Annotated in this window: 34 protein-coding genes and 1 pseudogene; 31 read left to right on the top strand and 4 right to left on the bottom strand. The window is 71.3% G+C overall.

The features are described from left to right. Window positions 1-88: 88 nt before the first annotated feature. Window positions 89-1,225 carry a glycoside hydrolase family 64 protein gene (locus ABZV42_RS07425; protein WP_355980412.1) on the bottom strand — a complete coding sequence of 379 codons (1,137 nt, stop codon included), beginning with the start codon at window positions 1,223-1,225 and terminating at the stop codon, window positions 89-91. A 318-nt stretch (window positions 1,226-1,543) separates the two neighbouring features. On the opposite strand from ABZV42_RS07425, the gene ABZV42_RS07420 reads away from it, so the two are divergent. The 4 genes from ABZV42_RS07420 to ABZV42_RS07405 all read left to right on the top strand — a co-directional run bounded on the left by ABZV42_RS07420 (window position 1,544) and on the right by ABZV42_RS07405 (window position 6,213). Then, on the top strand, window positions 1,544-2,230 hold the full coding sequence (locus ABZV42_RS07420) for an FCD domain-containing protein (protein WP_355980002.1): 687 nt from the start codon (window positions 1,544-1,546) through the stop codon (window positions 2,228-2,230). After that, entirely contained in the window at window positions 2,227-3,609 is a 1,383-nt protein-coding gene (locus tag ABZV42_RS07415) for a hypothetical protein (protein ID WP_355979999.1), read from the top strand. The genes ABZV42_RS07420 and ABZV42_RS07415 overlap by 4 nt, the downstream gene beginning before the upstream one ends. Continuing rightward, entirely contained in the window at window positions 3,606-5,450 is a 1,845-nt protein-coding gene (locus ABZV42_RS07410) for a GMC family oxidoreductase (RefSeq protein WP_355979996.1), read from the top strand. The genes ABZV42_RS07415 and ABZV42_RS07410 overlap by 4 nt, the downstream gene beginning before the upstream one ends. A 130-nt stretch (window positions 5,451-5,580) precedes the next feature. After that, window positions 5,581-6,213: a hypothetical protein gene (locus ABZV42_RS07405; RefSeq protein ID WP_355979993.1), complete on the top strand. Its 633-nt coding sequence runs from the start codon at window positions 5,581-5,583 to the stop codon at window positions 6,211-6,213. Window positions 6,214-6,355: 142 nt separating this feature from the next. Here the strand turns inward: ABZV42_RS07405 and ABZV42_RS07400 are convergent. Further along, window positions 6,356-7,000: pseudogene (locus ABZV42_RS07400) on the bottom strand (coagulation factor 5/8 type domain-containing protein); the annotation flags it as partial. A gap of 44 nt (window positions 7,001-7,044) precedes the next feature. Between ABZV42_RS07400 and ABZV42_RS07395 the strand changes: the two are divergent. Next, the gene (locus ABZV42_RS07395) at window positions 7,045-8,523 is read left to right on the top strand and encodes a recombinase family protein (protein ID WP_356051169.1); all 1,479 of its coding nucleotides are present in this window, start codon (window positions 7,045-7,047) and stop codon (window positions 8,521-8,523) included. A gap of 424 nt (window positions 8,524-8,947) precedes the next feature. Here the strand turns inward: ABZV42_RS07395 and ABZV42_RS07390 are convergent, their stop codons facing one another. Next, entirely contained in the window at window positions 8,948-9,400 is a 453-nt protein-coding gene (locus tag ABZV42_RS07390) for a hypothetical protein (protein ID WP_356051167.1), read from the bottom strand. A 169-nt stretch (window positions 9,401-9,569) separates the two neighbouring features. On the opposite strand from ABZV42_RS07390, the gene ABZV42_RS07385 reads away from it, so the two are divergent. The 24 genes from ABZV42_RS07385 to ABZV42_RS07270 all read left to right on the top strand — a co-directional run bounded on the left by ABZV42_RS07385 (window position 9,570) and on the right by ABZV42_RS07270 (window position 21,902). After that, window positions 9,570-9,791 (top strand): helix-turn-helix transcriptional regulator, encoded by a 222-nt coding sequence (locus ABZV42_RS07385; RefSeq protein ID WP_356051165.1) that lies wholly within the window; start codon window positions 9,570-9,572, stop codon window positions 9,789-9,791. After that, window positions 9,788-9,955: a hypothetical protein gene (locus ABZV42_RS07380; RefSeq protein ID WP_356051163.1), complete on the top strand. Its 168-nt coding sequence runs from the start codon at window positions 9,788-9,790 to the stop codon at window positions 9,953-9,955. Before ABZV42_RS07385 ends, ABZV42_RS07380 begins: the two co-directional genes overlap by 4 nt. A gap of 82 nt (window positions 9,956-10,037) precedes the next feature. Continuing rightward, a complete protein-coding gene (locus ABZV42_RS07375) occupies window positions 10,038-10,838 on the top strand; it encodes a hypothetical protein (RefSeq protein WP_356051162.1) in 801 nt (266 codons plus the stop codon). Beyond that, entirely contained in the window at window positions 10,835-11,497 is a 663-nt protein-coding gene (locus ABZV42_RS07370) for a hypothetical protein (RefSeq protein WP_356051160.1), read from the top strand. The genes ABZV42_RS07375 and ABZV42_RS07370 overlap by 4 nt, the downstream gene beginning before the upstream one ends. Then, window positions 11,494-12,006 (top strand): hypothetical protein, encoded by a 513-nt coding sequence (locus tag ABZV42_RS07365; protein WP_356051158.1) that lies wholly within the window; start codon window positions 11,494-11,496, stop codon window positions 12,004-12,006. The genes ABZV42_RS07370 and ABZV42_RS07365 overlap by 4 nt, the downstream gene beginning before the upstream one ends. A gap of 190 nt (window positions 12,007-12,196) precedes the next feature. Further along, the gene (locus ABZV42_RS07360; RefSeq protein ID WP_356051156.1) at window positions 12,197-12,388 is read left to right on the top strand and encodes a hypothetical protein; all 192 of its coding nucleotides are present in this window, start codon (window positions 12,197-12,199) and stop codon (window positions 12,386-12,388) included. 89 nt (window positions 12,389-12,477) lie between these two features. Beyond that, window positions 12,478-13,071 (top strand): hypothetical protein, encoded by a 594-nt coding sequence (locus ABZV42_RS07355; RefSeq protein ID WP_356051155.1) that lies wholly within the window; start codon window positions 12,478-12,480, stop codon window positions 13,069-13,071. Continuing rightward, window positions 13,068-13,634: an HTH domain-containing protein gene (locus ABZV42_RS07350; RefSeq protein ID WP_356051153.1), complete on the top strand. Its 567-nt coding sequence runs from the start codon at window positions 13,068-13,070 to the stop codon at window positions 13,632-13,634. Before ABZV42_RS07355 ends, ABZV42_RS07350 begins: the two co-directional genes overlap by 4 nt. A 223-nt stretch (window positions 13,635-13,857) precedes the next feature. After that, window positions 13,858-14,025 (top strand): hypothetical protein, encoded by a 168-nt coding sequence (locus ABZV42_RS07345; RefSeq protein WP_356051151.1) that lies wholly within the window; start codon window positions 13,858-13,860, stop codon window positions 14,023-14,025. Further along, the gene (locus ABZV42_RS07340) at window positions 14,022-15,443 is read left to right on the top strand and encodes a glycosyltransferase (RefSeq protein WP_356051149.1); all 1,422 of its coding nucleotides are present in this window, start codon (window positions 14,022-14,024) and stop codon (window positions 15,441-15,443) included. The genes ABZV42_RS07345 and ABZV42_RS07340 overlap by 4 nt, the downstream gene beginning before the upstream one ends. Window positions 15,444-15,512: 69 nt before the next feature. Next, window positions 15,513-15,896, top strand: coding sequence for a hypothetical protein (locus ABZV42_RS07335; RefSeq protein WP_356051147.1), 384 nt, complete (start codon window positions 15,513-15,515; stop codon window positions 15,894-15,896). After that, the gene (locus ABZV42_RS07330; RefSeq protein ID WP_356051145.1) at window positions 15,893-16,129 is read left to right on the top strand and encodes a hypothetical protein; all 237 of its coding nucleotides are present in this window, start codon (window positions 15,893-15,895) and stop codon (window positions 16,127-16,129) included. The genes ABZV42_RS07335 and ABZV42_RS07330 overlap by 4 nt, the downstream gene beginning before the upstream one ends. A gap of 6 nt (window positions 16,130-16,135) precedes the next feature. Continuing rightward, window positions 16,136-17,428: a hypothetical protein gene (locus tag ABZV42_RS07325; protein ID WP_356051143.1), complete on the top strand. Its 1,293-nt coding sequence runs from the start codon at window positions 16,136-16,138 to the stop codon at window positions 17,426-17,428. A 19-nt stretch (window positions 17,429-17,447) separates the two neighbouring features. Then, entirely contained in the window at window positions 17,448-17,780 is a 333-nt protein-coding gene (locus ABZV42_RS07320) for a hypothetical protein (RefSeq protein WP_356051141.1), read from the top strand. Then, window positions 17,777-18,349, top strand: coding sequence for a hypothetical protein (locus ABZV42_RS07315; protein ID WP_356051139.1), 573 nt, complete (start codon window positions 17,777-17,779; stop codon window positions 18,347-18,349). Before ABZV42_RS07320 ends, ABZV42_RS07315 begins: the two co-directional genes overlap by 4 nt. After that, window positions 18,339-18,713, top strand: coding sequence for a hypothetical protein (locus tag ABZV42_RS07310; protein WP_356051137.1), 375 nt, complete (start codon window positions 18,339-18,341; stop codon window positions 18,711-18,713). The genes ABZV42_RS07315 and ABZV42_RS07310 overlap by 11 nt, the downstream gene beginning before the upstream one ends. Continuing rightward, the gene (locus ABZV42_RS07305; protein WP_356051135.1) at window positions 18,710-18,937 is read left to right on the top strand and encodes a hypothetical protein; all 228 of its coding nucleotides are present in this window, start codon (window positions 18,710-18,712) and stop codon (window positions 18,935-18,937) included. Before ABZV42_RS07310 ends, ABZV42_RS07305 begins: the two co-directional genes overlap by 4 nt. A gap of 125 nt (window positions 18,938-19,062) precedes the next feature. Further along, window positions 19,063-19,461 carry a hypothetical protein gene (locus ABZV42_RS07300; RefSeq protein ID WP_356051133.1) on the top strand — a complete coding sequence of 133 codons (399 nt, stop codon included), beginning with the start codon at window positions 19,063-19,065 and terminating at the stop codon, window positions 19,459-19,461. Then, the gene (locus ABZV42_RS07295) at window positions 19,458-19,805 is read left to right on the top strand and encodes a hypothetical protein (RefSeq protein ID WP_356051131.1); all 348 of its coding nucleotides are present in this window, start codon (window positions 19,458-19,460) and stop codon (window positions 19,803-19,805) included. Before ABZV42_RS07300 ends, ABZV42_RS07295 begins: the two co-directional genes overlap by 4 nt. Beyond that, entirely contained in the window at window positions 19,798-20,502 is a 705-nt protein-coding gene (locus ABZV42_RS07290; RefSeq protein ID WP_356051129.1) for a hypothetical protein, read from the top strand. Before ABZV42_RS07295 ends, ABZV42_RS07290 begins: the two co-directional genes overlap by 8 nt. Window positions 20,503-20,639: 137 nt before the next feature. Continuing rightward, a complete protein-coding gene (locus ABZV42_RS07285; protein WP_356051127.1) occupies window positions 20,640-20,873 on the top strand; it encodes a MerR family transcriptional regulator in 234 nt (77 codons plus the stop codon). 155 nt (window positions 20,874-21,028) lie between these two features. Beyond that, the gene (locus tag ABZV42_RS07280) at window positions 21,029-21,331 is read left to right on the top strand and encodes a hypothetical protein (RefSeq protein ID WP_356051126.1); all 303 of its coding nucleotides are present in this window, start codon (window positions 21,029-21,031) and stop codon (window positions 21,329-21,331) included. 2 nt (window positions 21,332-21,333) lie between these two features. Further along, on the top strand, window positions 21,334-21,564 hold the full coding sequence (locus ABZV42_RS07275) for a hypothetical protein (RefSeq protein WP_356051124.1): 231 nt from the start codon (window positions 21,334-21,336) through the stop codon (window positions 21,562-21,564). Then, the gene (locus ABZV42_RS07270; RefSeq protein ID WP_356051122.1) at window positions 21,561-21,902 is read left to right on the top strand and encodes an HNH endonuclease signature motif containing protein; all 342 of its coding nucleotides are present in this window, start codon (window positions 21,561-21,563) and stop codon (window positions 21,900-21,902) included. Before ABZV42_RS07275 ends, ABZV42_RS07270 begins: the two co-directional genes overlap by 4 nt. Here ABZV42_RS07270 and ABZV42_RS07265 read toward each other — a convergent pair. Continuing rightward, window positions 21,893-22,099 carry a hypothetical protein gene (locus ABZV42_RS07265; RefSeq protein WP_356051120.1) on the bottom strand — a complete coding sequence of 69 codons (207 nt, stop codon included), beginning with the start codon at window positions 22,097-22,099 and terminating at the stop codon, window positions 21,893-21,895. The genes ABZV42_RS07270 and ABZV42_RS07265 overlap by 10 nt on opposite strands. A 352-nt stretch (window positions 22,100-22,451) precedes the next feature. Between ABZV42_RS07265 and ABZV42_RS07260 the strand changes: the two genes are divergently transcribed. Together ABZV42_RS07260 and ABZV42_RS07255 are read left to right on the top strand one after the other, a co-directional pair. Then, a complete protein-coding gene (locus tag ABZV42_RS07260) occupies window positions 22,452-22,946 on the top strand; it encodes a phage terminase small subunit P27 family (RefSeq protein WP_356051118.1) in 495 nt (164 codons plus the stop codon). Further along, on the top strand, window positions 22,936-24,597 hold the full coding sequence (locus tag ABZV42_RS07255; protein ID WP_356051117.1) for a terminase large subunit: 1,662 nt from the start codon (window positions 22,936-22,938) through the stop codon (window positions 24,595-24,597). Before ABZV42_RS07260 ends, ABZV42_RS07255 begins: the two co-directional genes overlap by 11 nt. The last annotated feature ends 6 nt before the right edge of the window (window positions 24,598-24,603 follow it).

Below are 24,603 nucleotides of genomic sequence, written 5' to 3'. Positions count from 1 at the left end.
CGCCGCGGCCAGGGGACTGGGCCGCGGCGACGCGGGGGCGGTTCCCGTCCGGGACCCGGCCCCGCTCCCGCCTTCGACGTGTCTGAAATCAGCTGAACGGATCCAGCGTGACGAAGGCCTGCTGCGGATTGCCGTCATTGACCAGGGACTCGTGGTTCCCGACATCGTCGAACGCGAACGCGTAGGCCTTGCCGTCCGCCATCTGCGCGTGGATGGCGCGGGCGTACTGGTTGGTCACCGCGTCCGCGTAGAAGTTCGCGGAAGTGGTGTCCGGTTGGTTGGGGTTGGTCAGCAGTGTGGTGCGGTTGAACCCCGCGCACAGCGTGCGTGAAATGGGCCCGCGCACCAGGTCGTTGGGCGCGTCGAGCCGCTTGTAGCAGCCGAAGACGCTGTCCGAGTCGGGCTTCTGGAAGCTGGTGACGACCGCTCCCGAGCTGTTGGTGAAGTTCATGACGCCGCCGGAGACCCGGCCGAAGTACTTGGTGTTCGGCTGGTCGGCGAACGGCGTCACCGTCAGCGTCGACGAACCGTACTTCTGCCAGACGCGGTTGATGTAGTCGTCCATGACGGTGGCCGGAAGGGACCCCGCCTCGATGCCGTGCCCCGGGGCGAGCGCCCGCAGCACCGTGCCGTCGGACCGGGTCTGGATGAGGTTCGCCCAGCCGCCCGGCCGGCCGCGCAGCGCGTTGAGGACGCCGTTGTAGCCACCGGATTTGAGGTGCCCGGTGCTCTTCGTCGTCCCGTCGGCGAGCTTGACGCCGACGGCGTAGGGCGCGGAGAACATGTCGACCTGGGTGCTGTTGATCCACAGACCGGAGTCGTTGAGCGTGTACTCGGACCAGTTGAAGAGGATGTTGTGGTTCGGGTCGCTCGGATTCTGGACGGCCGGCTGCACCAGACCGCCGGTCGTCACCCGGAAGTCGAGCTTATGGCCGAAGGAGAAGTAGAGCCGACCGGAGAACTTGGGGAGCCGGATCGTCTTCGACTGGCCGTTCGCCGGTCCCGTGATCGACGCGTCCGGCGCGGGTGTCGGCGGGTTGCCGCCCGCGGGCCACGCGTGGAAGGCGCCGTTCGCGTCGGCCCAGCCCTGCCGTCCCGAAGACAGCTGTGTGCCGAGGTCGTAGAGGTAGATCTGCTCGGCGCGGCCGGAGTTGTTGGTGAAGGTGAGCGGGATGGTCGCCGGGACCGCGGCCTCGGCGCGGGTGGGCGCTCCGAAGGTGAGCAACGCCGTGGTGAGCGTTGCCGAGGCCAGCGCCCAGGCCGGCCATCTGGTTCTCGCACGCACTCTCTGCCTCCTTGATGTGGGGGTTCAGCGAGGTGGATTCACGCGGACGCGGCTCGTCCGCTTCCCGTTGAGAGCGCTCTCAGAATCGAGCCGGACGGCGCACATGTCAACGATTCGCACACGATTGGTCCGGTCCAACTTGCCTTGTGGTGAAACGAGTTGCCGGCGAGTCAGGGGTTGACCTCCACGGCCGGTCGCTGGTTCAGTGGCTCATCCACTCAGCCACTCGCCCGGAAAGGGAAACGCGTGGAGGGAAACATGCAGGCACTGCCCCGCGAGACCATCGTGGACGTCCTGGAGGACCGGCTGCGCACGGACATACTCGACGGCCGTCATCCGGCGGGGAGTTACCTTCCCCCGGAACGGCGACTGGCCGACGGGTACGGCGTCACACGCACCACGCTCAAGCACGCCTTCGGGCGGCTCGTCCAGGCCGGGCTGCTGGAGACCCGGCACGGAGTGGGCACCCGGGTGCGGGACTACGCCCGGCTCGGCGGAGCGGATCTCCTGCCCATGCTCGTACGGCACGACTCCGGCTGGGTGCACGAGGTGTTCGAAGTGCGGCGCGGTATCGGTGCGTTGATCGCCGAACGGGCTGCCGAACGCGGCACCCGCGCGCAACGGGCCGAGCTGAGCGCGCTGCTCGCGGCCCTGCGGCGGGCCGAGGGCGCCGACGCGGTCCAGCTGGCCGACGTCGAGGTGCACCGCGCGCTGGCCCGGGCCACGGGCAACCGCGTCTACGTCCTGCTCACGAACACGCTCTTCAACGCCTACCTGCCGGTCCGTTCCCTGCTGAAGGGACCCTTCACCGACCCGGAGGCCGCCCACCGGAGGCTGGCGCCGGTCGTGGAGGCCGTCACCGCCGGGGACGCCCGGCGCGCGCGCGAGGCGGCCGGTGCCTATCTGCGGGACACCGAACGCATCATGCTGGAGGGCCTCGCGTGAGGGGCACGGTGTTCACGGAGACGATGCTCGGCACCGTCCGTCTCGACGGCGACGCGGGGGAGCGGCGCGTCCGGCTCGATCTGCGCGCCGTCGCGGACCGGGTCCTGCTTCCGCACCGGACCACCCCGGCCCGTCTGAGCGGCCGCGTGCGCATCGCCGGACACACCGACGACCCCTGCGCCGAGGGCGAGTTGGAGGTGTCACCGATCGCCCGGCGACGCATCCGCTACCGGCTCACGTTCACCACCGACGGACGCCGCCTCACCCTGGACGGCTGGAAGTCGGTGACTCCCCGCCATCCCGTCGACTCGATGACCGTGCTGCCGTTCACCCTGTACGAGGACCGGACGAGGGTGGGCGAGGGAGTCCTGCGCTTCCCCCTCGCCACCGGCCTCGTCCCGTTTCTGCTCGGCTTCCGCTTCCCGAGCCGCGAGGACCTCGCGAACCACACGGCCCCGCGCTGGAACGGCACTCCGGGCCGCACCGAGGTCTGGTACACCACCCTCACCGACCCGGCGACCGGCACCGGAATCTGGCTGCACCACGAACTCGTCGCTCCCGCCGACGGATCCGAGCCCTTCGCCCATGGCTGGGCGGCCGCGTTCCCCCGTGACGGCGAGGTGCGCCACGCCCGCTTCGGCCCCGTCCCCTGGACCCGGCCGGCCGACGGCTTCGCCACCGAGGACATCACCCACGCCGACGGCCGGCTCACGGGCAGCGCGGGCGACTTCCACTGGAAACTCCACGAACGCCCACAGGGGCCACCGCTGTTCACCTTCCCTCGCTGGTCCTGGCGCCACCCCCTGCTGCCCGCCGCCCAGATGCTGCCGGCCGCGCGCGCCACGTACGAGGGCGAAATCTCGTACGAGGGAACGACCTTGAACCTGCGCGGCGCACCCGGAGCCTCGGCCCGGATCTACGGGCACGGCAACGCGCAACGGTGGACCTGGCTGCATGCCGACCTCGGCGACGGAGACGTCCTGGAGATCGTCGCCGCCGTGTCCACCCGGCCCGCGCTGCGCCGGCTGCCCCCGCTCGTCTTCCTGCGCCTGCGACTAAACGGCCGCACCTGGCCCCGGCGGCCGGAGCGCTCGGCGATCGGCCGGATGGGACCCGGACGCTTCCGGGCCGCCTTCGGCCTGCCGGTGTGGACGGTCACCGGCCGGACGGCCCTGCGCCGCATCCGCGTCGAGGTGAACCAGCCCCCGGAACGGACACTCACCCTCGAGTACCGTGACCCGGACGGCTCCCGGGCGGTGTGCCGCAACAGCGAGTCCGCGGACGCCCGTGTCGTCCTGGAACGCTGGTGGGGCCACTGGCGCCCCGAAGCCTCCTGGACCCTGGACGGCACCGCGCACGCCGAGGCGGGCGAACGATGACCGCCGACGGGCTGGTCGCCGCGCTCCTCGCCGACGACGGCGCCGCCGGATGGCCCGCCCGAGTCCCGCAACGCCTCGATTCCGTGCTCGCCGCACTGCCCCGGCCGGCCCGCGCCGGGGTGCGCACCGCCGTCGCCGCCCTGGAGACGTACGCCCTGGTGCGCACCGGCAGGACCCTGGCGGCGCTTCGCCCCGACGAACGCGAGGACGTGCTCCGCTCGCTGGCCGGGCGGCCCCGGCTCGCCCCGCTGCTGGACCTCCTCAAGGTTCCCGTCCTGCTCGCCGCCGGCACCGAACGGACCCAGCCCGAACCCGCCTCCGTACCCGCCCCGGCGGATCCGCCCCTCGACTGCACGCCGGCCGAGGAGTGGCCGGCCCGCACCACCGCCGACGCCGTCGTCGTCGGCTCCGGCGCGGGCGGCGCCATGGCGGCGCGGACCCTCGCCCGCGCCGGACTGAGCGTCGTCGTCCTGGAGGAGGGCCGCCACCACACGACCGCCTCCTTCGGCCGCCGGGCACCCCTCGACCGGTTCACCGAGCTGTACCGGGACGGCGGCGCCACCGTGGCCCTCGGCAGCCCACCGGTCCTGCTGCCCGTCGGCCGTGCCGTCGGTGGCACCACCGTGGTCAACTCCGGTACCTGCTACCGCACTCCGGACCACGTGCTCGAACGCTGGCGGAGTGTCTTCGGGTTCGGGCTCGCCGAGCGATTCGGACCCCTCCTCGACGAGGTCGAGCGCACCCTGCGGGTGGCACCCCAGCCGCTCGACGTCCTCGGCAACAACGGGCTGATCACCCTCAGGGGCGCCGAACGGCTCGGCTGGCGGGCCGCCCCGCTGCGCCGCAACGCCCCCGGCTGCAAGGGCTCGTGCCAGTGCGTGGTGGGCTGCCCCACCGGAGCCAAACAGAGCGTGCAGCTGTCCGTCCTGCCCGACGCCTGCGCCGCCGGTGCCCGGATCGTCACGGGCGCTCGGGTCCTGCGCATCCTGCTCGACCATGACGTGCCGGGCCCGCCCCGCGCCGCGGGAGTCCGGGCGCGCCGCCCGGACGGCGGCGAACTGGAGATCCTCAGTCCCCTCGTCGTGACGGCGGCCGGCGCCCTCGGGACTCCGCCCCTGCTGCGCCGCTCGGGCCTCGGCGGACATCCCCGTCTGGGCCGCAACCTCAGCGTGCACCCGGCCACCAGCGTCGCCGGACGCTTCGCCGAGCCGGTGACGGCCTGGCGGGGCGTGCTCCAGAGCGTCGGCGTCGAGGAGCTGCACGCACACGGGATCCTCGTCGAGGCGACCGCGAGCCCGCCCGGCATGAGCAGCTTCGTCCTGCCCGGCCTCGGCCGGGAACTGCGGCGCGAACTGGAGGGCTCGGACCGGCTGGCCACCCTCGGCGCGATGATCGCCGACCGCCCGTCGGGCCAGGTCAGGGGCCGGGACCGGACGCTCGTCCGCTACGACCTCGACCCCCGTGACGGCGACCGCCTGATGACCGCCGTACGTGCCATGGGCCGACTGCTGTTCGCCGCGGGGGCGACGGAGGTGCTCACCGGAGTCCCCGGCGCACCCCGCGCCGCGACACTCGACGCGCTCGACGAACTGCTCACCTCGGTCCGCGCCCGAGATCTCCACGTGTCGGCGTTCCACCCGACCGGCACGGTGGCAGCGGGAGGCGATCCGCAGCGGGCACCCGCCGACCCCGAGGGCAGGCTCCGCGGTGCGCGCGGAGTCCTGATCGCGGACGGGTCGGTCCTGCCGGGCTGCCCGGAGGTCAACCCGCAGTTGAGCATCATGGCGGCGGCCCTGGCGGTCACGGACGCGTGGCTCGACGGAGCACGGCACGGGGGCTGATCCGGCCCCGCCACCCCAATGGGCCCCCGTGGTTCGCCGTGGCGGGGAGCGGCGCGGAGCATGAGGGAGTCCGTACGGCGGGAAAAGGGACGAGCCGCCGTGCCCCGTACGGCAGGAAGAGGCCAGCCCCATGAGCAGACGTGTTCCCCACGGCCGAAGCGGATCACGGCGTGTCGTTGTCCTGCTGTCCGCGATCGCGTGCGGCTCCGCTCTCGTCTCGTGCAGCTCGGACAACGGCGGCGGCAACAGTGCAACGGCCTCGATCACCCCGCGGCCCACTCCGCCGAACGCCTCGAACTTCACGGGGACTCCGCCGTCCGCCATCGCCTCGGCGGCCTCCTCGATCATCGGGTCGGCGTCCGAGCGGGCCTCCTCCGCAGCCGCCTCCGTCTCGGCCAGGGCCTCGGAGTTCGCGGCCTCGGTCTCGGCCGACACCGCCCGCGCGGCCGCCACCGCCGAGAAGCAGCTGAAGAACGTCAAGGGCGGCGGCAACGCCACGTCCGAGGTCAGCATGACCGGCCTGCCCACGTCGGAAACCGGCGGACTGCGTGCCGTGGTGGTCACCATCACCAACAGGAGCGGCAAGACGGCCTCGTACGCCGTGCAGGTCGACTGGAAGAACCCCGACGGCAAGGTCGTGGAGACGGCGTTCGTCGGGAAGGAGAACCTCGAGCCCGGCAAGAAGGCGCAGCCGGTCGTGATCAGCAGGCAGCCCGCGGAGCCCCAGCTCACCCCCGCCCTGACCAAGGCCCAGCGCTACTGACACGACGGGCGCGGACGGACACGGGCGAGCGGCGCCCTCGCCCCGGAGAACCCGGCCCCCTGTCGAGGGCGGGCTCCCCGGGGCGCACCCGTGCGGGCGGGCCGCCGGGAACGGGCTGCCGGAAGCGCGGTGCCGGGAATCGTCAGGGATACGAGACCACGGTCGACGGCACCGTCGAGGTGCCCGACGTGGGCGAGCCCGTGTCGTTGACGACGTGCTCGTACTGCCCGTTGCCGCCGAGCGAGACCACCAGCAGATCGTGGAACTTGACGCCCGGCCGGTTCGGCGCCGCGAAGCCGTGGTGCTGGACGATCGTCGGGTCGACGTTGTAGTAGCAGTAGCTGCCCAGACCCCAGCCCTCGTGGGTGGTCACGTTGTCGCCGACCTTGTAGGCCGCGTACCCCTTGACGCTCCCGTTCTGCACGGCGGCCTGGTTGGGCGCGTCGTACGCCTTCTCGTTCTGGAAGAAGACGGTGCGGCCCCGCTGGCCGTACCACTGCACGTCGTACTTGTTGAAGTGCTCGACGAACAGGCCGGTGGCCAGGACGTCGTCGCCGTTGACGCGGATGCCGTAGTCGGCCCTGTTGGTCTCCCAGCCGACACCGGTGCCGTGGTCGGCGCGCCACACCCAGGTGTGGTCGATGATCGTGTGCCTGCTGTTGACGACGATGCTGGTCGTCGCCCTGCCCGCGCCGGCACCGCCGATGCGGACGAAGACGTCCTGCACGGTCGTCGGATCGGCCGAGTGGTCCGCCGAGGCCCCGGCCGGGCCGATCTCCAGGAGCGTGCAGAAGTAGCGACTACGGGTCCCAACTCTGGTATCACGTAGGCATGGAGAGATTGGTCGCCCGGGAGTACCGCCGCCTGTCCGATAACAAGGGCGGCACCAGTATCGAGGACCAGGGGGCAGACAACGCGTCGGCCGCCGACGAGCAGGACTGGGACCTCGGGGATCCGTACATCGACGACGGCGTGAGTGCCTCGCGCTACGCCCGCGGCCGACGCGGTGACTTCGAGCAGCTGGTCGCCGACCTGGGGAGCGGACCGACCGGGCGCGAGAGCGCGTTCGGGGCCGACATCCTCATGCTGTGGGAGTCCTCGCGCGGATCCCGGCGCGTCGGCGAGTGGGTCAGCTTCATCGAGCTGTGCGAGGACAAGGGCGTCAAGATCTGGGTCACGACCCATGAGCGCCTGTACGACCCGGCCAACGGCCGCGACCGCAAAGCCCTGATCGACGACGCCAACGACTCGGAGTACGAGTCGTACAAGACCCACAAGCGCGTCGCGCGCACGACCCCGAAGGAAGCACGCAGAGGCCGGCCGCACGGCGAGGCCCCGTACGGCCTCAAGCCGGTATACGACCAGCGCACCGGGAAGTTGGTCACCTGGGTCGAGGACGAGACCCGGTCGATGGTCCCGAAGGAGCTCTTCGAGATGCTCGACACGGGGCACTCCTTCGCCGAGATCACCCGCACCTTCAAGGAACGTGGGTACCTCAATCTGTCCGGCGGCCCGCTCACCCACGGGTATCTCCGAGCCATGGCGACCAGGCACTCGTACGCCGGACTGCGCTACTACCAGGGCACGGTGTACCCCGGCGTGTGGGACGGCCTCATCCCGGAGGAGCGGTTCTGGTCCGTCTACCGGATGGTCACCGATCCCTCGCGGCTCAGCGCCGGACCTGTTCAGCACGTCCTCACGGCCGGCCTCTACTGCGGCCGGTGCGATGGCCAGCTCTCTGTCAGATCCGCGCCCGGGCGCTACCCCGTCTACCGCTGCCGTGGCTGCAACCTGAAGATCCAGAAAGCTGGAGTCGACGACCTCATCCTCGGCGACCGCGGCCGTCCCGGCATCCTCATGTCCTACCTCGCCCGCCCGGACATCTACGAGGTCCTCCGCGCACCCGGCTCCGACGACGCCACCGTCCGCGCAGTGCGCGCCGACCTGGCCCGGGCCCGCGCCGACCGAGACGAGATGCGAGACGCGAAGGGCACTACCCTCGCCGAGGTCAGGATCCTGGCCACCAGCCTCGAAGCCAAGGAAGCCGAAGTGGCCGCGCTGGAGGCGAGGGAGCGGGAACTCACCGTTCCCGCCGCCATCCTCGCCATCCTCAGGCCGGGCGCGGACGTATGGGACTCCTGGGGCGAGGCTCCTCTGCGGGCGCGCCGGGCAACCGCGCGACTCGTCCTGGGCCCCGGCTACCTCGGGAGGGCGTGCGTCCTGCCCAGCCCCCGCACCGGGCGGGACGCGATCGCAGAACGTCTCGAGTGGCGCCAAACGGCGCCGTCACCGGCCCCTCGCCCGAACTGACCTTTCCGCCCGCGCCGCCGACCCCGGCTGACCAGGACCACGGGGCGGCCGGGTGATCAGTCTCAGATGCGCCCGGGACCGCTCTTCGGCTCTCTTCTCCACCGGAGGGTCATCCGGCGAACCGGCCGGAGGACGTTCCCGGCGCGCTTTCCGGGCCGCTTCCACGGTGCCCAGCACAGCACCCACTGCCAAATCGATTCTGCGCTGCTCCTCGGCCCTGCGGTGAAGGCCGAAAGCCTTCACCCCAGCCATCACGGAGATCGCGATAATCGCCCCTCCCGCCACTGCGGCGACGACCTGCCCAACTTGCGACATGAGCATCCCTCCCCAGGTACGTGCACGTGTCATATGTGGGGGAGGACCACTCTCCGCAATATCTCCGTAACAGGAGTACAACATTCAACGGGTCGTGACCGAGACTTTACTATCCGGCGCGAGGATTTTGACGCTCCTGGGTTGCTTGACCGGATTCCTCCCCGTGGGAGCGCTCCAATTCCAGCCGCACCCGCCGCCAGACCTCATCCGCCTCGCTCGGCGTCAAGCGAAGCTCGCGGATGGTGGAGGCCAATAGCCGCTGCGCGAGGCTGAGTTCCTCGGCGAGCTCGGCGGCCGGCACCCCGGGGAGGGTGCCGTCTTCGACTGCCGTCGGTTCACCGCCATCGAGGATCGCGGCGACGCTGCCGCGCACCCACTCAAGCGCCCGCTCCAGCTTGTAGTAAGTCGAGCTGCGCGCTCGCATGCCTTTGCGGATCTTGCCGAGGGTTTCGTCGGAGATGTCGGCCCTGCGGCAGACCTCGGCGTATTCCAGGGCGAGGGTCGTGATCCGGCGCTCGATGTACTGCGCTAGCCGTACGCGCGGTTCTGGGGCGGCTGTCATGCGCTGAGAGTACATCTGCATTCCAACCTACTCCAATGTTCGTCATGCGCTCTGACCTGGACATCCGTGCTCTCACTCTCGCTCCGTGACTCCAATATCACCCAACTACTGTCCAAGCTACTGGCAGGTAAGGCTTGAGCATTCCAATAAATGGAGTAGCTTGGAGTCCATGTTGAGCCGGAAGATCTCCGGAGCAAAGCTCCGGCATGTGCGCGAGGACCGGTGCCTCAAGGTGACCGAGGTCGCCGAGGCGGCGGGTTGCTCGCACTGGAATCTCTACAAGATCGAACAAGGTGGATCCCAGCCGTCGCCGCAGGTCTACGCCGCTTTGAAGACGGTCCTGCAGGCCGACGATGACGACCTCCTCGACGACGCCGGGAACGCCGCGTGACCGAGTCGGAGCGGCAGGCGTACATCGACTCGATCGTGTCTGCCGCTCCGCCGCTCTCGGCGGAGGACGCGGCCCTGGTCCGCGCGTTCATCCCGCTCCGGTCGCGCCGCGCCACCGAGGCTCCGGCCCTCAAGGCCCGCGCCGCCCGCCGCACGGCCGCCTGACCCAACAGTTCGGGGCCGCGCCCGGCTCGTCCCCGGATCGCGACCCCTCAGCGCACCACACCCCGTGAAGGAGTGGAACACCGTGACCGCATCATCCCAGAACCCGGGGGCCATGCCGCCCCTGTCCCTGACCGGCACCCTCGTGGCCGCCGCCCCGATGTCTCTGGAGACCGCAGCCGCGGCCGCCGTCCTCGACGCGGTGCTGAAGGCGGACGGCTCCGCCACCGGCGAGGACCTCGCCCAGGCCGAGCGCACCGCCGGCATCCTCTTCGACGCCGCGAGCGTCGAGGCCGCCGTCTCCGCCGCCGTCGAGCAGACCCGCGCCGAATGCCGGGCCGAGACCGCCGACCTCCGCGAGCAGCTCGCCGTGATGGCGGGATCACGCCGCCAGGTCGCCGCCGTGATGCGCCTGTGCGAGGGCCGGCGCGGCGACGAACTGCTGCTCGTGGCCGCCGTCGCCGTCGCCGCCGAGGCCGGCATCACCGCGACCGACGGCCTGCCCATGACGCTCACGTGGAATCGCCACGCAGGACTCCCGGCCGAGGCCGACACGGCCAAGGCCGTCACGCTGCAGTGCACCTCGGTGTACGGCGGCCGCGCGGACCTGGTAGTCACCGGCGACGACCGCCCCGCCCTCGCGAACCTGCTCGACGGAGAAGCCCGCGTCGTCGACGAGCCCTGCAAGCAGACGCTGTGCGGCACCCCCGAGGACCTGGACGCCTCCGACCCGGCCCTGTTCGGCTGGACGCGCATCGAGGTCGCTGGCGTCGAGGGCGAGCCGCGCTGGTACTGCAGCGCCTACTGCGTCACCAACGCCCTCGCCGAGGCCGCCGAAGAGCTCGCCGACGCCGACTACCTGGCCGCCATGGGCGGTGTGCAGTGATCTCGCCCCTGGACACGTACCTGGGCTGGGACAAGCCCGAGCACCTCAAGGGATGCAAGCGTCCGTCGTGGGACATCGGCATCCGCGACGAGGAGCGCACGGCCCGCTACCAGTACCGGGGCGACGACCCGATCAAACACTCCTGCCCGCAGGAGGACTGCGGCCACCGCAACACCTTCACCCAGACCATGATCCGCATCGTCTGCAAGTCGTGCGGCGCCGCCGAGCTCATCACCCGCGAGAAGACCGCCGACACCCGCACCTTGCCGACCAGCACCACGGCCCTCGGCTACGGCCTGGCCCCGCGTCAGGTGGCCGGCCTGCTGCTCTGGCCCGGCCACCCGTACCTCGACATCGGCAGCTACCGCACCGACGATCCTCACGACTTCGTCCTCACCCGGACCGGGGTGAAGGAGGTCACCGAAGCCTCGATCGTTGGTCAGATCACCCAGGGCCGAGGCGATCGCGGCGGCATCGTGTGGACGGCGCTTGCCGTGCCCGACCCCAAGGGCCAGTTCGGGTACGGGCAGCGGATCCGGTGGGCGCACGCCAACGACGGCCGCGGCCGCGGCGGTACGCCACTGCGCACGGTCCCGGCGGCCGTCAAGTGGATCGGTGCCCGGCTCGCCGAGGCCTCCGCCCTGGGCGGTGTGGCGTGACCGCCATCGAGGAGAGGGCGGCTGTCACCGCCGGGAAGAGCACCCTGGACCGCATCCGGTCCGTGGGCAATGCCACCCGGGCCCTGACGCTCCCGCACCTCCCGTACGCCGACGCCGTCGTGGCGGAGCTCGATGCCGCGTTGATGCCTCCCGTCGCCGTCGAGGTCGGATTACGCGACGCGAAGCCCGGCCACCCAGTGCTGTTCATGCGCGTCGTGTGGCCGGCGGGGACGGCCCTGCTGGACGACGGGGTCCGCGAGAAGGGCCTGACGCTCGCGTGGTCGCACGTGACCGGCTGGTCCGCGCACAACGCCGTCGATGAGACGGAGCTCCTGAACGTCGACACTCTGGCCGACCCGCGCTTGATCGCGCTGGCCGCCCTGGACCTCGCCGAGCAGGACCTCAGCCTCATGTGGAGTCCGCCGGACGGAACCGATGGCCGCTGGATCAACGCGGTCTACCTCGACGTCGCACTCATCCGCTTCGAGGGCCGCGAGGTGGCCCGGTGACTGTCACCCGAGCGCTCCTGATCTTCGCGGTCGTCATCGCCGCCTGGTGGGCGATTGCCCTGGTCGCCGACCGCCTGATCGGCCACACCATCCACGTCCCCGCGTGGCTGGCAGCCCGCACCATCCCGGGCTGGCTGCCCGCCTACGTCCGCCGCGACCGCAAGGAAGCCCAGCAGGAGAAGGAGCCGCTATGGCGCGCCAGGGATACATCGCCGAGGCCGCGATCTCAGTCATCGCCGCCCGACTCTCGATCGAGGTTCCCGGCCTGGAGCAGGACGAGGTCAAGCGCATCGCCCACCGCGCGGCCGCCGACCTGACCCGCGAGGGGTTCCGCGTCACCGCGCCCGTCGCCGCTCTCGCCGCTTCCCGGAAACGAACCTGACCCACCCCTGACCCACCCTCATCTCCGGGCGGGCGTGACGTGCCCTGACAACCGTCCCGCCCGCCCGGGCACCACATCGAAGGATGCACATGCGTCGCGACGTGCGACTCCAGATCATCACCGAGGCCATCGAGCGCCTCATCCCCGGCGCCATCCCGGCCCGCATCAGCGTCCAGGTCGTCGAAGACGTCCGGACCGGCAGCCAGAACACGTGGAGCGGCGACGCCGATGCCCTCGCAGCGGCCGTGTTCACCGCCCTGTTCGGCCGCCCCCGGCCCATCGAAGACAGTCCGCTCGCCCGGGCCGACGCTGCCAAGGGCACCGGAGACCTGGTGGGCGAGCTCGCGCCGCTCCTTGACGGCGACCAGCAGCTCACCTCCGCGCCCTGGTACCCGGCCCGCCCCGGGGACCTGGTTCACGTCTGCTACGAGCGGACCGACGGCCTGGAAGCGTTCGGCGAGACGTACATCGTCGGCGACGTCGGCGACGGCCTGATGAACATGCAGCTGCTCAGCCACAGCTTGCCCGCCGACATGGCCGAGGACGCGGTCGAGAAGCTGGCCGGCTGGTTCACCACCGAGGCCTCCGACGACCCGCTGTACGAGGCCTGGTTCGCGGCCGGGTCCGAGCGGCTCACCGTGGTCCGCGACGGCCGCCCCGTCCACGTCGGGCGTGCACAGTGACGCCGGGCTCGGCGCGCAATGTGCGCCGCGACCGGGTGCGCCAACTGGCGCAGGATGAGCCGGAGCTGAGCCACCGCGCCATCGGTGAGCGCCTCGGCGTCTCCAAGGACACCGTACGGCGCGACCTTGGAGCCGTGGCGCAGGAAGAGCCGGACGCGGTGGCGCAGGCTGCGCCGCAGGTCAGCGAGGGTGGCGCACGCCACGGTGAGCTGGGCAGCGCAGACTGCGCCACCGGTGAGCCGGGCCGTCCTGCGCCGGATGCGCAGGCTGCGCCACGCCCCGCGCTCCCGCAGCGCATGGCGCAGGGCATGGCGCAGCAGTGTGGCGCACTCGACCTGAGCCGGTGCGCCGGGTGTTGCCGTGATCTGGCGATCCTGGCGCAGACCGGCAAGAGCGTCGATGCGCTCGTGCACCAGGCGATCGTCGCGATGGCCTTCGGCTACCGGACCGCGCTCGCCCGGGGCGAGGTCGAGGCCGGCGCCCCGTTCATCGTCCGGGACATGACGCTCGTGACCGCCGTACGGCCCGAGCGCGTGACCGACCCGGCTCCCGGCGCCGAGTAGGACGTCGTGGCCGACCGGTGGCCGCCGCGCGATTACCCGGGCCTGTGGGTCCGGTTCGCGGACCGGCGTGCCCCGGCGGCCGCTATGAGGCCCACGGCGCGGCCGAGGTCACCCACCTGACCCACACCATCGCCGAGACCCACGCCCGGGAATGCCCGGGCGCCCCTCCGCCAGACGCCCGGCCCACCCGGGGCCGGCCCTGACCCAGAACAGGAAGCTCTTCGTGTCCGACCATGCGCACCTCGCCCGTACCGGAACCATCGCCATCGTCATCGGCGGCACGGTCATCTCCGGCTGGTACCTCCTGGCCGTCGCCGGCGCCGTCATCGCCGCAGGCGCCTTCCTGATCCGCTTCGGCTTCCGCCGGGGCAGGAAGGCGGGGCAGCAGTGACTCAGCCCCTGTCCGCCCACGTTCACCGCTCCGGTTCCGCGTTCGGCGCGGCTGTCGTCCTGGTGGCGGCCGCCGTCTGGGCCGCCCATCACGGCCTGCAGGCCGGCCAGTTCGAGGGCCGTACCAGCGGCCGTCTCGCCGCCGTCTGGTCGACCACGTTCGTGATCCTGCTCGCCCAGACCGTGCTCTATCACTGCGAGCGCACGCGGCGGCCGAGCCCGCGCGCTCGCCGCCAGCTCGACGCGCTGCACGTCGCCGTCCTGCTGCCCGTCTACAACGAGGACCCCGGTTACTTGAAGCTGGGCCTCGAATCGCTGATCGGCCAGACCCGGCGCCCGGACTCGGTGCACGTCGTCGACGACGGCTCGACGAGCAGCGACTACGCGGCCGTCAGGACCTGGTGGACCGCGGCCGCGGCCGCCGCCGGCATCACGACGACGTGGCACCGCCAGGCCAACGCGGGCAAGCGCGAGGCCCAGGCCGCCGGCGTCCACGCGAGCCCGATCGCGGACGTCTACATCACGGTCGACTCGGACTCCTGCCTGGACCCCTACGCGGTCGACGAGCTCCTCCTGCCGCTCGCCCGCAAGCAGGTGCAGTCGGTCGCCGGGATCGTCCTGGCGACCAACCACCGGGCCAACCTGCTCACGAGGGTGACGGATCTGTGGTTCACCACCGGGCAGCTCACCGACCGCTCCGCCCTGTCCGCTATGGGCTGCGTCCTCGTCAACTCCGGCCCGCTGGCCGCCTACCGGGCCCCGGTGGTCCGCGACAACCTCGACAGCTACCTGCACGAGACGTTCCTCGGCCGCCCGGTGAAGTTCTCCGACGACTCCCTGCTCACCCTGTACGCCCTGCTGCGCGGCTCCACGGTCCAGCAGCCCTCCGCCGTGGTGTTCACCGCCCTGCCGGAGAAGCCGTCGCACTTCCTGCGCATGTACCTGCGGTGGATGCGCGGCTCGACGATCCGCTCCGTGTGGCGGATGCGCTACCTGCCGGTGACCGGCTGGGCGTACTGGGCGCACTTCCTGCGCTGGTTCGGCCTGGCCCTGTCCACCGTGGTGGTCGGCTGGCTCCTGGTCGTCGAGCCGCTGCGCTCCGGCAACCTGCCGCCGGCGTCGTTCCTCCTGGTGCCGTTCCTGATCGGCTGGGCGCAGGCCCTGCGCTACCTCGGCGTCGTCCGCTCCGACGAACGGATCCGCCAGCGGGCCGTCACCTGGCTCCTGATGCCCCTGGCCGTCATCGCGTCCTGGACGGTCCTGCGCGTCATGCGCTGGTACGGCGCCGCGACGTGCGCCCGGACCGGCTGGGGGACGCGCCAGCACGGAGCCGAGGTCACCCTCGGCCCCGCGGTCACCGAGGACGTGCCCGAGGTCGAGAGAACGCTGCCGCTCGCCATCCCCATATCCGGCACCTGACCGCCCGCCATCGACCCTGCCGGGCCCCGGCCACCCGGGGCCCGGCCATCCAACCCGAGGAGCTCCACCGTGGAATCCCTGCGCATGCCGACCCCTGCCGCCATAGCCCAAGTCCTGGCACCCCGTACCCGCAACGCCTACGACCGCCACCGCTGGGAGGAAGCCCTCCTGGCCACCAAGGTTCCCCACCACAACGCCCTGCTGCTCGGCTGGACCCTCGCGCACATGGCCGGCGACGCGGGATACCTGCCCGCCGGCAGCACGCAGATGGAACGGCTCGCCGCCCGCGCCCAGATCAACCCCAAGCAGGCCCGCCTCAGCGTCATGCAGCTGATGCAGGCCGGTCTGGTCACCCGGCCGGACATCGAGACCTGGGAGCCGCGCGAGGTGACCCGGCCGATCACCCTGACCCTGCCCACCGGGCTCCCTCATCCCGGCGGGGACCCCGAGTGAGCGGCGTCGAGGGCCAGTTACCGCTCCTGCCCGACGACCCACCCGCCTACGGGTGCCCCGCGGCCGCCGTCGACCCGATCCGTACGCAGGGCCGCGTCGAGTACGCCGTGCACTGCGAGGGCCCGGGCGGCTGCGGCTCGATGCACCGGCACATCTTCCCCGGCGTGCGCACCGGCCCCTGCGGCGCCACCTACACCGTTCCCCACCCCGACGTCAGTACCGAGACCAGCTAGGACACCGTGACCCACTCGCCCGAGCTCGCTCCCGAGCCCCGCCGCCACCGCGGCGGGGCCGGCAGTGCTGCCCGGGGCCAGTGGGTCCGCTACCCCTGGCGGATCGTCAACGACGCCGACACGTACGCCCCCGCGGACACGAACGTCTACGGCAAGGTCGCCGCCCTGTCCGCGCGCGGCGTCTCCACCGCCGGCGTCGAGCGCCTCGCCACCTACCTCGGCACCTCCGTCTCCACGGTCGAGCGAGGCCTGCGCCGCCTCGGCCGCCCCGCGCCGACCGACGGCGTACGCGAGCTCTACACCCACCGCCGCAGCCACCCCGGCACCGGCACCGGCCGCACCGCCGAACGCTGGTGCCGCACCCCAGCCCGCGGCGAGGCGTACGTGTGGGGGCCCGTCCTCGCCGCCGACACCCTGCGCCCGGTCCTGCACCGCCTCTACCTCGCCCTCCGCTACCAGGTCCACGTCCGCGGCCACCAGCCCACCCTCGCCGAGCTCGCCGGCCTGCTCCGCCACCACAGCGGCAAGAGCAAGGGCCAGGCCCTCGCCGAGGCCGCCGTCTCCCGCCTCCTGGACGAGCTCACCGACCTCGGCTGGATCTCCCTCGACAAGGGCGCCGGGTACCGCGGCCGCCACGCCGTCACCGTGCACGACGACCCCGTCCACCCCGCCACCGAGCCGCCCGTGACCCCTGATCCTGGTGACGGATCGGGTCCTGATCTTGGTGACGGATCGCTCGCGTATAAGGAAGACCAAGAACTGAACGACGCGAGGAACACCCCGCCGGGTGGTCCTTTCCGCCGGAGGCGAGACGACCGTAAGTGGGTCGGCGAGCCTGTGGATAACGCCGTCTCAGTCGCTTCGGTCGCTGCCACGTTCCGGCCCGCCGTACGCCCCTCAGCGCGCTCCGCGTACGCCGGACCGCCGCTCACCCTCAGCCCACGCGTCTGGGCCGTCCTGGCCCCTGTCAGAGACCTCCTGCCCGCCGTCCAGATCTTCCAGGTCCGCCGAATCGCCCGGGAGATCGGACGCCAACTCGACGCCGGCATCTGGCCCGAGGACATCCGCGACCAGCTGCAGACCCTCCGCGGCTGGACCGACACCATCCGCGACCCCGGCGCCTGGATCCTCCACGCCGCGCTCCCCGTGGCCCCCGGGCCCTGCGGCACCACCGACTGCTACCGCGGCTACCAACGCCACACCGGCACCCCCTGCAAGGCCTGCACCGAGCTACGCGAGGCCCGCCGCCGCGCAGCACACCCGCCCCATCCGCACCCCAGACCCACGGCCACCGCCTGACACGGAAGGACCCCTGCCGATGTACCCGCCTCGCACGACACCCCGCAACGGCTTCGGCCGCTGCGACGACTGCGACCGCGCAGTCCTCTGGTGCACCACCACCGCCAACCGCGTCCCCATCGCCATCGACCCACCCGAGGACTCCACCGGCAACCAGGCCATCCGCGTCGACGCCGAAGGCCGCTACTGGGCCCGCCAGCTGTCCGCCGCCCGCCCCGCCATCGAGACCCGCGAGGTCCTCCGCCGCCCCCACATCGCGTCCTGCCCCATCGCCCGCTCCCGAGCAGCCGCCCGCCGACGCACCACCAGCCGCACCCACACCGGCGTCCGCCCCACCAGGTGGCAGCGATGACCCGACCCGGCCCTGCCTGGCGCACCCGCGCCGTCGACGCGCTCACACCCAAGGTCCTCACCATGCTGCGCACCGGCGACACCCTCGAAGCCGTCCACCGTGAGACCGGGCTCAGCCGGACCACGATCGCCTCCCTCCGCGACGACCACCAAGTCGTCGTCCCCAAGCGCACCGCTCCCTCGCGCTCCTTCGCCGAGGCTCTAGCCCTCCACACCGAGGCCTTCGGCGACGGACACCTCCGCTGGACCGGGCCCACCCGCGGCCGTACACCCCTGCTCTACGCGAACAACGCCCGCTACAACGCCCGCTACGTCATCTTCCGGCGCCGCCACGGCTGCGACCCCGTCGGCTACATCCGCACCATCTGCACGGCCCCGGCCTGCATCGCTGGCGAACACCTCGCCGACGACATCAGCAACACGAACCCGGCCATCAGCCAGGCCGCAGCGATCACCTACCTCATCAGCAAGGGCGCGAGCGACTGGCAGATCGCGTGCCACCTCGGCGCCGGCGCCCAAGCCATCAACCAGATCCGCACCCAGCTCAAGGAAGCCGCCCGTGCCCGCTGACCGCACCCTCGCCACAGAAGAACCCACCGAGCTCATATCCGCCGCGCTCTACGACTGGTGGACGACCGCCGACCCCGGCACCCAGTTCCACGCACCCGACGTCGCCGACCACGTCAGCGCCACCCTCGCCCACCACGGCTACACCATCACCCGCGCCACCTCGACGACCCCGATACCCACCCGCCTCAACATCATCACCGGCGCGCTCATCGCCTTCCTAGCAGCCCTCTCCACCGCCTTCGCCATCCGCCTCGACCTCTGGATCTGGGCCGGCATCGGCGCCTGCGTCACCGTCCTCACCACCCACGAGACCGTCGTCGACTTCACCACCCGCCTCATCTCCCGTAGGAACCAGCACCGATGACACCCCTGCAGACACTCGCCGTCGCCTTCATCGGCGGACTCGCCGCACTCTTCAGCATCGCCCTCTGCGTCGGCCTGGCCCTGCTCGCCATGAGCGCCTGGGACCACCTCAGCAACCTCCCCGAGGCCTACCGCACCCGCCGCGAACGACTCCAGGCACGCCGCAAAGACTTCGACACCTGCCGCGCCATCGACGCCCTCCCTGCCCGCACCCCCGACGAATGACCCAGCCCTCGCGCGCACGCGCCCGCCTGCGTTCCGCGCGCGCAATTGCAGGCACGCGCGTGCGCGCGAGGCAGCCCCACTACCCGCCAGTACGGATGCCCCTCACCCACCGACCGGAGACCCCGATGCCCGAGCACGTCTACGTCAACCCCGACAAGACCTTCTTCGCCAACCGCAGCGGCGTCAGGGTCGAACAGCACCTGCACTGCGCCCACGGCGACAGCTCCCTCTTCCTCGCCCTCTACGGCGCCTACGACCACCAAGGCGACGACACCGCGGCCCTCTACGTGGCCCTCCCGCGATGCGCGTTCGCCGAGATGATCGGATCCGTCTACGCCCAACTCCGCCACGCCGAAGGCGAGGCCGCCCTCGCCGACTTCCAGGACGCGATTCAGCAGTCCGTGCAGAAATTCGCCACCCAGATCGAACGAATGTACGAGCAGCGGCGAGACTGCTGTGAAGCCGGCTTCCGTACCAACGGCGCCGAGCACACCTGTGGCCGGACGGACGGGACCCAGAAGTGACCCAGCCCAGCATCGAACAGCAGCAGCAACTCAACGACGAGCTGCGCGAGCTCATCCGCGAGGCCCACGGCGTCCTCAAGGACATCCGCCGGGAAAAGCGCGAGGCCCGCGAGCTCCTCCCTCTCCTCACCGACGAACTGTTCAGCGACGAGGTCAAGAAGCAGCTGGCCGCGCTCAACAAGGTCACCAAGCAGGCCATGGACGACGCCGTCGCCCGCGTCTTCAAAAAGTTCGACGAGCTCGGCGCCATCGTCATGGGCGAGGACCGCATCAGCCGCCGCAAGGGCAAGCCCTCCATCCCCTCCCTCGTCAACGCCCGCGCGGGCAAGGCCGGCCGTGACTAGCTGCGCCATCTGCCCCCGCAACTCACCGGACGGCCAGCACCTGTGCCTGGTCCACTCCGGCGAGCTCCGCGGATGGCTCACCGAACTCCCGCACCAGGCCCGGCTCCTGGAACAGTTCCTCGTCCCGTCGGTACAGCCCACCCAGGGCCGCACCGGCGGGACCGGCCGCGCCCACGCCCCACTGCCCGTCGACATCCGCGTCCTGGTCCTCCTCGGCCCCGGCCGCCTCGACGACACCCCCGACCCCGACGACGACGGCACCGCACCCATCGCCGCCGTCCTCGACGCCTGGGCCGGCCACATCACCTACCACCACCCGTCCGTCACCCGGGACCGGCACGGCGCCGTCTACATCCGCCCCTGCGAGCAGGCCCGGCCACGCCACGGCGCCACCATCACCGGCTGGTGCCAATGGCTCACCGCCTACCTCCCCTTCGCCCTCACCCTCCCGCTCGCCGGCGACCTCCACCGCCAGCTCGGCGACCTCATCCGCCGCCTCCGCAACCTCACCCACACCACCCCGAGACACCACCCGCGAGCAGCACCGTGCCCCGCCTGCGACCTCTGCACCCTCGTCAAGACCGACGGCCGCTGGCACATCCACTGCCTCGACTGCGGCCACCAGATGACCCCCGACGCCTACGACCAGCACACCGCCCGCTACCTCGCCCAGCACCAGGCCGACAACGCCGCCTGACACACCCGCGCGTTTCTGCTGGACAAGATCCTCACTTAGCGTGAACATAGGGCCAGCACCACACGTGTGCCCAGGCCGCTCAAGACAGCCCCGGACCCCACCAGGCCCGGGGCTGTCGCACGTCCGAACGGAGGCCCGTGACCCAGCTCTACAACGGCGCCCAGGCCGCCGACCTCGCCACCCAGTGGCGCCGCACCATCAGCGCCACCGCGGCCGCCGTCACCCGCCCGGCCATCTGCAACTGGGTCGCGCGCGGGCATCTCACGGCCGCCGGCCTCGACGACCACGGCCGCCCCCTCTACGCCCTCGCCGACCTCGCCCGAGCCGAAAGGGCCACCCGCGGCCGCGCCCTGCGCCTGGTCGCCCACTAACCACCTCATGCGGAGGGGTGGAGGGGAAAGCCGCCGCCCAGGAACGCGCAGGCCTGGGCGGCGCACCCCACCCGGCACCCAGTCCACGGCGCAGCTCCCGGAGACCTGAATCCCGGAGCTGCGCCGTGCCCCAACACGCCGAGACGGAGCCAGCTGTGCCTGATCCCCACGCGGACTTCCACAGCCGTCAGGTGACCCGGTGGTTGGAGCGCAAGGTCATCGAGGCGATGCGAGAACGCATGCGCACCTTCATGGCCCAGTTCAAAGCACAGGACGGAGCGCTCATGCCCGACACCGCCACGGCGCCACGCAGCGCCGCCGAGGCCGCTCACCTCCTGGCCGTGCAGGGCAAGCACGTCCACTTCGCCTCCGGCGGAGACATCACCTGCCTGCGGGCCACCTGCCAACACCCCGGCTGGCCCACATCCGCACAACCCGGCTACGACCAACGGAGGTAGCAATGCCCGCGCCCGCACTCGGCCAGATCGTCCTGGTCCCTGCAGACCCCGCAGTGAACAACGGGGCCGACACGGCACCGGCCATCATCACCCGCGTCTGGAACGACCGGATCGTCAACGTCCGCGTACTGCTCGACAGCGACGCCATCCAGTGGCGCACCTCCGTCACGTACGCCGACAGCCTCGACGACATCGAGTACACCCACGCCTGGACGTGGCCACCGCAGGTATGAGGCGCCAGCGTCCCTGCCTGAACTGCGGGCGCCTCACCCGCAATGCCTCACGCTGCGACACCTGCCAGGCCACGTACCAGCAGCGCCGAGACCAGGCCCGAGGCAGCGCACACCAGCGCGGCTACACCCAGGCCTGGCGCACCGCAGCAGCAGCGGCAGTGGCCCGGCACAGATCCCAGTACGGCGACTGGTGCCCGGGCTGGAACGTGCCAGCCCACCACGCCACGGATCTGACCGGCGACCATATCCAGCCCAAGGCCCAAGGCGGCACCGACGACCCGGCCAACATCCAGGTACTGTGCCGCGGCTGCAACAGCCGCAAGCACGCTCAGACCTGACGCCCCCACGCAGGGCCTGCAGCCTGCTGTCCCGTACCGTCCTGCACTGCCATCAGCAGCTGGGCCAGCAGCTGGTTGGTACGCCGCTGCTCTTCGAGCAGTGCGTCGAGCCTGGCGTTCGTCTCGCCCTGCGCCTTCTTGCCCTGCTTCAAGATGGCGCTGTCGCCCATCACACCCACGGCTACCCCCACACGCACAGTGCCCCTGCCATCACGCAGCGGCCGAAGTGCCACACGGTATCGACGCCCGTGACAACGCACGCCCGGAACACCCCAATCCGGACGCGATCGGATGGACTCCACCCATCCCCAGACTGACGGCGGCACGGAAGCGCTGATGCAGCGTCCGGACAGCGCAGGGGTGCGCACCCTGCCCGTGCCGCCGTCACATCCCGTCATCCCTCGGCGAACCTCTGGCCAGAGGTCGCTGCGGGTGGGGGGTGGGGCAATCCGTGGCGCGTGCACCTATCCGGACCCGGCCCCCCACCCCGCACACGCGGCCGCGAAATTGGACCATTTTTTCGCCGGGCCGATCTTCCGGGAGGCGATCATGTCCGCAGGCCGGCCGCGAACCCCCACGGAACGTAAGCGCCTCACCGGCAACCCGGGGCACCGGGCACTCCCTGAGCCCGTCATCGTGCAGCTGGTCGCCGCCGCCGAGATTCCCGCGGTGCCCGACACGCTCGGCGAGCTCGGCGCCAAGATCTGGGAGCGGCTCTGGACCGCAGGCCAGGCCTGGCTCTCGCCGACCACCGACCTCGACATCCTGACGCGTCTGTGCGAGGCGCACGAGGAACGCGACGCCATCCGCGACACCATCGCGTCGACCGGCTACCTGGTACCCGGCTCGATGGGCCAGACCCGGGCCAATCCGCTGCTGTCCCAACTGCGGGCGCTGGAGTCGCAGATGACCAAGTGGGAGAGCCTGTGCGGCTTCACCCCGACCGACCGGGCCCGCCTCGGCATGACGGAGGTCAAGGTGAAGAGCAAGCTCGAAGAGATGCTGGAACGGCGCGCCAAGCGGACAGGCACCGGTGGCACGTAGGGCGGCCGCACCGCCCCGGTTCCCCAAGCGCCTCCCGCGCGGCCCGCAGCTCTGGGATCCGGCGAAGAGCCGCTGGCACGAGGACAACACCGACGGCATCTTCGCCTGCGACCTGATCCAGAACTACCTTCGGCTCACCAAGGGCCCCCGCCGCGGCGACCTGGTCGAGCTCCGCGAGTGGCAAGCAGATCTGATCTGCGACGTGCTGCGCCTCGAACCGGGTAGCAGCCGCCGCCGGCAGTACTGGACCTACCTGCTGCTCGTCCCCCGGAAGAACTCCAAGTCGCTGCTGGGCGCAGGCCTCGCGATCGACGGCATCTTCGACGAGCCCGGCGCCGAGGTCTACAGCTGCGCGGCCGACAAGGATCAGGCGAAAATCATCTTCGGCGAGGTCCGGGCGGCCGTCGAGATGGCCCCCGAACTCGACGCCAAGCAGGGCGGACTCCTCAAGGTCTACCGGGACGCCATCGAGTACCCGGCGACCGGCTCGGTCTACCGGGCCCTGTCCGCCGAGGCCTTCACCAAGGAAGGCCTCAACCCGAGCCGCGTGCTCTTCGACGAGCTGCACGCGCAGCCCAATCCCGAGCTGTGGCTGGTCATGAACCAGGGCTCGGACACCCGTCAACAGCCCCTGATCGTCGGCATCTCCACCTTCGGCGTGAAGACCGACTCGTCCGGCGAGGACAGCGTCTGCTACACGCAGTACCAGTACGCCAAGAAGATCATTTCTGGCGAGCTCAAAGACCCCCGGTACGGCGCACGGATCTACGAGACCAACGACCGTACGCGCGGCTTCCGTTATCTCGACCGGCGTGTCTGGGAGCGTGCCAACCCGGCCTTCGGTGACTTCCTCGACCCCGAGAAGATGGCCGCCGTCAGCCGCAAAGTGCCCGAGGCCGACTTCAAGACCAAGCGGCTGAACATCTGGGTCAACCAGGCCAAGGCCTGGCTGCCGGAGGGCGCCTGGGAGAAGTGCGCGGCGCCGAAGACCACCATCCCGGACGGGGCCGACGTCACCCTCGGGTTCGACGGCTCGTTCAACAACGACTCGACGGCCCTGATGGTCTGCCAGGTCCCCGAGCCGCTCGTTTTCGACCCGGACGCCCCCGAGCACGAGGTCCTGACACCGGAGGAGCGCGAGCGCCTGGCCGCCGGGCTCAACGCCAATCTGCGACGCGCGCACCTCGACGTCGTCCAGGCCTGGGAGAAGCCGGCCGACGCCCCGCACGACTGGACTGTGCCGATCCTCGAAGTCGAGGACGCCATCAGGAAGGCGTGCCGCCGCTGGAACGTGCGAGAGATCGTGTGCGACCCCGCGCGCTGGGCGCGCACGTACCAGGTCCTCGAGGAAGAGGGGCTGCCCGTCGTCGAGTTCCCGCAGTCGCCGGCGCGCATGGTGCCCGCCACTCAGCGGTTCTACGAGGGCGTCATGAACCGCGGCTTCACCCATTCCGGAGACCCGCGCCTGGCCCGGCACGTCGCCAACGCCGTTGTCCGCAACACCAGCCGAGGACTGATGATCTTCAAAGACTCCAAGGGCAGCCCCCGCAAGATCGACCTGACGGTCGCCGGGATCATCGCCCTCGACCGCGCGTGCACCGCGCCCGAGCCGGAACCGACCCCGCAGTTCTTCAGCTGGGCCGACCTGTAGGAGGTG

Origin of the sequence: Streptomyces sp. NPDC005281 (assembly GCF_040607495.1) — a bacterium.
GTDB lineage: Bacteria > Actinomycetota > Actinomycetes > Streptomycetales > Streptomycetaceae > Streptomyces.
The sequence above is the reverse complement of the archived record's forward strand: the minus strand, read 5'-3'. Positions and strand labels throughout refer to the sequence as shown.